The 6,266-nt window shown below is 71.8% G+C and carries 5 protein-coding genes; 3 read left to right on the forward strand and 2 right to left on the reverse strand.

Annotation, left to right across the window (positions count from 1 at the left end):
* Nucleotides 1-20: 20 nt before the first annotated feature.
* The gene (locus KGQ19_RS31930) at nt 21-578 is read left to right on the forward strand and encodes an isochorismatase family protein (protein WP_212016105.1); all 558 of its coding nucleotides are present in this window, start codon (nt 21-23) and stop codon (nt 576-578) included.
* A 117-nt stretch (nt 579-695) separates the two neighbouring features.
* On the opposite strand, the gene KGQ19_RS31935 is transcribed toward KGQ19_RS31930, so the two are convergent.
* On the reverse strand, nt 696-2,021 hold the full coding sequence (locus KGQ19_RS31935) for an Ig-like domain-containing protein (protein ID WP_212016107.1): 1,326 nt from the start codon (nt 2,019-2,021) through the stop codon (nt 696-698).
* A 21-nt stretch (nt 2,022-2,042) separates the two neighbouring features.
* Entirely contained in the window at nt 2,043-2,813 is a 771-nt protein-coding gene (locus KGQ19_RS31940; protein WP_212016109.1) for a rhomboid family intramembrane serine protease, read from the reverse strand.
* A gap of 256 nt (nt 2,814-3,069) precedes the next feature.
* Between KGQ19_RS31940 and KGQ19_RS31945 the strand changes: the two genes are divergently transcribed.
* A complete protein-coding gene (locus KGQ19_RS31945; RefSeq protein WP_212016111.1) occupies nt 3,070-4,833 on the forward strand; it encodes an acetyl/propionyl/methylcrotonyl-CoA carboxylase subunit alpha in 1,764 nt (587 codons plus the stop codon).
* Between the two features lie 81 nt (nt 4,834-4,914).
* Nucleotides 4,915-6,266: hypothetical protein (locus KGQ19_RS31950; RefSeq protein ID WP_212016113.1), on the forward strand; the 1,352-nt coding region annotated here is incomplete at its 3' end.

Below are 6,266 nucleotides of genomic sequence, written 5' to 3' on the forward strand. Positions count from 1 at the left end.
GCCGCGGATACGTTGGTGCGATGAGCACTCTCGAAAACCGGCCGAACAAGGCCGTCCTGGTCATCGACGTGCAGAACGGCGTCGTCGCCGGGAACCACGAGCGCGACGCCGTCGTGGCCAACATCAACACCGCGGTCGGCAAGGCCCGCGCCGCGGGGGTCCCGGTCGTCTGGATCCAGGACACCGGGGGCGAGCGCGCGCCCGGGACGGAACCGTGGAAGATCGTGCCGGAACTGGACCCGCGCCAGGACGAGCCGCAGGTGCAGAAGCAGTGGGGCGACTCCTTCGAGGAGACCGAGTTGGAGTCGGTGCTGGCGGGCCTGAAGGTCGGCAGCCTGGTGGTGACCGGCGCGCAGACCGACGAATGCGTCCGCTCCACCCTGCACGGCGCCATCGTCCGCGGCTACGACGCCCTCTTGGTGAGCGACGCGCACACCACGGAGGACAGCACCGCCTACGGCGCTCCGGCCCCTGACGCCGTCATCGCGCACACCAACCTGTACTGGAAGTACCACGAGGCTCCGGGCCGCACCGCCGGGATCGTGACCACCGCGGACCTCAGCTTCGACCAGGGTTGAGACCAGGGCTGAGACCGGGGCTCAGACCGGGGCTCAGACCGGGGCTGAGACCGGGGCTGAGACCGGCCGGAGCACAGGCGGGCAGGGTGCGGCGGGGCTGAGGCGTTACGAGTCGGGCTACGAAGCGTGCGTCGAGGCCCGGCGTCGCCGCAACCGCCGCGCCAGGTCCCGCCGCCGCGAGTGGTAGGCGAACATCAGCGCCACCGCGGCCGCGACCAGCCCGCCGAAGGCGAAGACCAGGTTCGAGTACGACAGCTGCGCGGGCGGCGGGGGCGGCACGATGGTCCCGGCGCCCCGGTGGATCGGGGCCTGCGCGCCGCCGGCCGCCTCCTGGTACTCCCAGGTCAGCGACGTGTAGCCGAGCACCACCTTCTCGAACTTGGCTTGCGGCACCGGGGTCGGCGCCGGGGCGGGCGCCGGCGTCTTCCCCTTCTCCTTGCCGGTGGCGGCCGGGGCCGGCGTGCTCGGCGGCAGGGCGACCGTGGGCTCCGCGGTCTGGAACAGCGAGCCGTCCGGGTTCGCGTCCTGGACGCTGATCACCGTGGAGTCCTTGAGCGCGAAGGAGAGATAGCCGTAGCCGCTCCCCGGTCCGCCGAACCCCTCCACATGCAGACAGCCGAACGACTCCCCGGCCGCCGCGGCCAGCCGCAGCTTCGGCGACACGTTCGGGTCGATGGTCTCCAGCAACTCCAGGTTCTGGTACGGGTGCCGGCCGTCGCCCAGCGCCGGCGGGATCATCCCGGCCGGTCCCACCGACAGGATCGGCAGCGAGCCGGCGGCCGGCTCGGGTATCCCGGTCGGGCCGGAGGTCGCCGGGTGCGTCCCGACCGAGTACGCCGGTATCTGCAGGAAGATCTTGTTCGGCGCCGTCGCGTGCGGGCCGGAGGTGTCGCAGGGCCCGGTCGAGGTCGGTATCGCCTGGCTGACGTACGGCGGCGCGGTCCAGCCCGGGTAGGGCGTCGTCGAGTTCGACCACGAGGGCGAGCCCGACGAGGTGGGGGTGGCCGGCGGCGCGCCGGGCGTGCTGCCGGTCGTGGCCGGCGGCGCGCCGGTGACCGTGAACGTGGCGTTCGCCGAGGCGTTCTGCGCCGCGCCGCTGGCGGTCGCGTGGATCGTGTGCGGCCCGGGACCGGCCGGCGCCGGGACCGCCAGGGCGGTGGTCGCCGTGCAGGTCTGGTCCAGCATCGCCGAGCCCAGCGGGGTGGCGTCGAAGGTGAAGGTGACCTGGCCGCCCAGGCAGGCCGCCGGGCCGCCGCGGGCGTTCATGTGGAAGGTGGCGCTGAACGGCGAGTCGGCGACACCGCTGTTCGGGCCCAGCGTCAGGCTCGCCGAGGCGTGCGCGGCCTGGGCCGGGGCCGCGGCGACGACCCCCAGCGCCACCGTGGCCAGGCAGGCCCCCGCGACGCCCGCAACGACCGACCGCTTACCGCGTTGTCCTCGCACCCCACCCACGCCTCTCGGGAATCACAACCCGAGGTCGTCGAGCTCCTTCATGAGGTCCGACCGCGGGCTGCCCGGGAGACTACCGCCCTTGGCCGATTTCCGGCCACCGTCCTTGGTCGGCTGGGACAGGATCTTGGTGTCCGGCAGGCCGCCGTCGCCGATCTGTTCCCCGCCCCCGCCGCCGGACGCCAGGGCCGCGGCCCCGCGCTCGCGCAGCAGCCAGCCGGCCAGCACGCCGCCGATCGCCCCGCCGAAGTGGGCGAGCCAGGACACGTGCGGCACGCCGGGCAGCGCCGCGGTGAGCAGGTAGGCATAGGACAGCGCCATCACACAGCCGATCAGCACGTCCGCGAGGTGCCGATCGAACAGGCCCTTCACGATGACGTAGGCGAAGTACCCGTAGACCAGGCCGGAGGCGCCGACGGTGTTCGAGTTGCCCTGCGCGAACCAGACCATCAGCCCGCTGCTGAAGGTGATGATCAGGGTCACCATCAGGAACTTGCGGACGCCGCGGTAGGCGGCCAGGAACCCGAAGACGAACAGCGGCCCGCTGTTGCTCTCGATGTGCTGCCAGCTGTAGTGCAGGAACGGGGCGGAGACGATGTCACCGAGGTGGCCGACGTTGCGCGGGACGATGCCGAAGTGGGTGGACAGCCGGTAGTCGGTGGCCCAGTTCACCACCTGGACCGCCCAGATGGCGGCGATGAAGCCCACCATGACGTACAGCGCCTTGCGCGCCTCGTACAGGACCTCCTCGGCACTTCTGCCGTCCCAGGAGCCTGGCCCGTCCATCTGGTCCCCCAAGTGTCGCGTTGTATCGCGTTCTGAGAGAAAGCGTAGCGGTCGCTGTTCGAGGACGCATCCACCTTGAGGGGGAGAAAACACGCGCCGAAAGGCGCAAAGGACTACCTCCGTAGGCAGAGCGTGGGCGGAGCGCAGGGAGCGGCGGCCTGCCGGAAGTGGCGCGAACCACGTCCCGATCGTGAGGCCGCATCACGCGTGCGGCCCTAAACTGCGAATCGACCACCCACTGGGAAGGATTGCCGCCGTGCGCAAGGTTCTGATCGCCAATCGTGGCGAGATCGCGGTCCGGGTCGCCCGGGCCTGCCGGGACGCCGGCATCGGCTCGGTCGCCGTCTACGCCGACCCGGACCGGGACGCGCTGCACGTGCGGGTCGCCGACGAGGCCTACGCGCTGGGCGGGTCCACCCCCGGCGAGTCCTACCTGGTGATCGACAAGCTGCTGAAGGCAGCCGCCGACTCCGGCGCCGACGCGGTGCACCCCGGTTACGGGTTCCTGTCCGAGAACGCCGAGTTCGCCCAGGCCGTCATCGACGCCGGGCTGACCTGGATCGGCCCGCCGCCGGCGGCGATCAGCTCGCTCGGCGACAAGGTCTCGGCCCGGCACATCGCGCAGCGCGCGGGCGCCCCGCTGGTCGCCGGTACCCCGGACCCGGTGACCGGGGCCGAGGAGGTGGTGGCGTTCGCCCGGGAGCACGGGCTGCCGGTGGCGATCAAGGCGGCGTTCGGCGGCGGCGGGCGCGGGCTGAAGGTGGCGCGCACGCTGGAGGAGATCCCCGAGCTGTACGAGTCGGCGGTGCGCGAGGCGGTCACCGCGTTCGGACGCGGCGAGTGCTTCGTGGAGCGCTACCTGGACCGGCCGCGGCACGTGGAGACCCAGTGCCTGGCCGACAAGCACGGCAACGTCGTGGTGGTGTCGACCCGCGACTGCTCCCTGCAGCGCCGGCACCAGAAGCTGGTCGAGGAGGCCCCGGCGCCGTACCTCGACGAGGCGCAGATCGCGGAGCTGTACCGGGCCTCGAAGGCGATCCTGAAGGAGGCCGGCTACTACGGCGCCGGGACGTGTGAGTTCCTGGTCGGCCAGGACGGCACCATCTCGTTCCTGGAGGTGAACACCCGACTCCAGGTGGAGCACCCGGTCAGCGAGGAGGTCACCGGGCTCGACCTGGTCCGGGAGATGTTCCGGATCGCCGACGGCGAAGAGCTCGGCTACGGCGACCCGGAGGTCCGCGGCCACTCCTTCGAGTTCCGGATCAACGGCGAGGACCCGGGCCGCAACTTCCTGCCGGCCCCCGGCGTGGTGACCGTGTGGCGGCCTCCGTCGGGCCCGGGCGTGCGCCTGGACTCCGGGATCGAGCAGGGCGCCGAGATCGGTCAGAACTTCGACTCGCTGCTGGCCAAGCTGATCGTCTCCGGCCGGGACCGGAAGCAGGCCGTGGAGCGGGCGCGCCGGGCACTGGCCGAGTTCGAGATCGACGGCATGCCCACCGCACTGCCGTTCCACCAGGCGGTGATGTCCGACCCGGCCTTCACGCCGGAGGAGGGCCCGTTCCACATCCACACCCGGTGGATCGAGACCGAGTTCGACAACCAGATCCCGGCGTTCGCCGGTGCCCCCGGCGAGGTCGCCGAGGCTGCCGAGCGGACCAAGGTGGTCGTCGAGGTCGGCGGGAAGCGGCTGGAGGTGACGCTGCCGGCCGAGCTGGGGGTGTCGGCTTCGGGCGGGGCCGGCGGCGGCCGGGGCAAGGCGGCGCCGAAGCGGGCCGGCGGGGCCAAGGCCGGCGCCGCGGCGTCCGGCGACTCGCTGACCGCGCCGATGCAGGGCACGATCGTCAAGGTCGCGGTCGAGGACGGCCAGGAGGTCGCCGTCGGGGACCTGATCGTGGTGCTCGAGGCGATGAAGATGGAGCAGCCGATCAACGCGCACAAGGCGGGGACCGTGACGTCGATCGCGGCCGAGGTCGGGGCGACGGTCACGGCCGGCACCGTGCTGTGCCAGATCAAGGATTGAAGTCCGGCGTAGCCGGTCCGGCCCGTCGCTCGCGAACGCGTGCGGCGGGCCTTCCCGTGCCCGGTCAACTAACCTCGGTGAATGGAACAAGATCTCGCCCGCCGGGGAAGGAGGACCTTCGCGGTCCTCTTTGCGGGCTTCGCTCTCCTGCTTTCGGTATTCACTCTGGGCGGCGGCGGTACGGCCTACGCCGCCGACTCCACGGTCGACTCGGTCGCGGCCGCGCTGAAGGACAAACCGGTGTACGTCGACCCGGACTCCTCGGTGCAGTTGACGTCGGCCCAGGTCGATTCGCTCGTCTCGCAGATCAAGGGGATGCACTCCGGGGTGCCGGTGTACGTCGCGCTGCTTCCAAACAACTCGACCTTCAATCAGCCCACTCTGCTTCAGCAGCTGCGTAACAAGGTCGGACAGTCCGGCGTCTACGCCGCGAACCTCGGGCAGAGCTTCCACGCGCTCGACTTCTCCGGGAAGCTGCGGTCGGGGCAGGCCGACGGCTTGGCCCGGGCTGCGGCGGCGGGCAGTGGCGGCAACCTCGACTCGGCGCTGACATCGTTCGTGTCCTCGGTCGACTCGGCGGTGACCGCTGACGGCCGCGGCAATCCGAACGGGAAGTCGTCGTCCTCGAAGTCCGGGTCGGGCGCGCTGGTCTTGATCCTGGTGCTGGCGGTCATCGCCGGCGGCGGCTACCTGGCCGTGGCCGCGCGGAAGAAGCAGCGCGCGAATCGGCGGCGGGCCGCGGAACTGGACGGGTTGAAGCGTGCGGTGGACGAGGACATCACCGCCTATGGCGAGGTGCTGGACCGGCTGGACTTCTCCCCCGGCGACCCGGCCGCGACCGACGAGATGCGGGCCGACTACAGCAGAGCGCTGGATCAGTACGAGGCGGCCAAGGCCGCGGCCGCGGCGGCGCGGCGTCCTGAGGACATGAAGAGCGTGACCGAGGCGCTGGACGAGGGACGCTTCGCCTTGGCGACGCTGGACGCGCGGCGACACGGGACGCCGCTGCCGGAGCGTCGGCCGCCGTGCTTCTTCGACCCGCGCCACGGGCCCTCGGTCGGCGAGGTGACGTGGGCACCGCCGGGCGGTGCGCCGCGTCCGGTTCCGGCGTGCGCCGCGGACATGACGCGGGTGGACACCGGGCAGCAGCCGCAGGTGCGGCAGGTCGAGACGGCGTATGGACCGCAGCCCTATTACAACGCGGGCCCGGCGTACGCGCCTTGGGCCGGCGGGTACTTCGGCGGTTCGGTGCTGCCGGCGCTGATGATCGGGACGATGATGGGCTCGATGTTCGGCGGGAACGAGACTTACGTCGAGAACAACTACTACGACAACGGTGGTGGCGGCGGTTGGGGCGACGGCGGCTCTGGCGGTGACGCCGGTGGCGGCGACGGCGGGGGCTGGGGCGACTCCGGCGGCTCGTCCGATTGGGG

This window comes from Catenulispora pinistramenti, from assembly GCF_018274385.1.
Lineage (GTDB): Bacteria > Actinomycetota > Actinomycetes > Streptomycetales > Catenulisporaceae > Catenulispora > Catenulispora pinistramenti.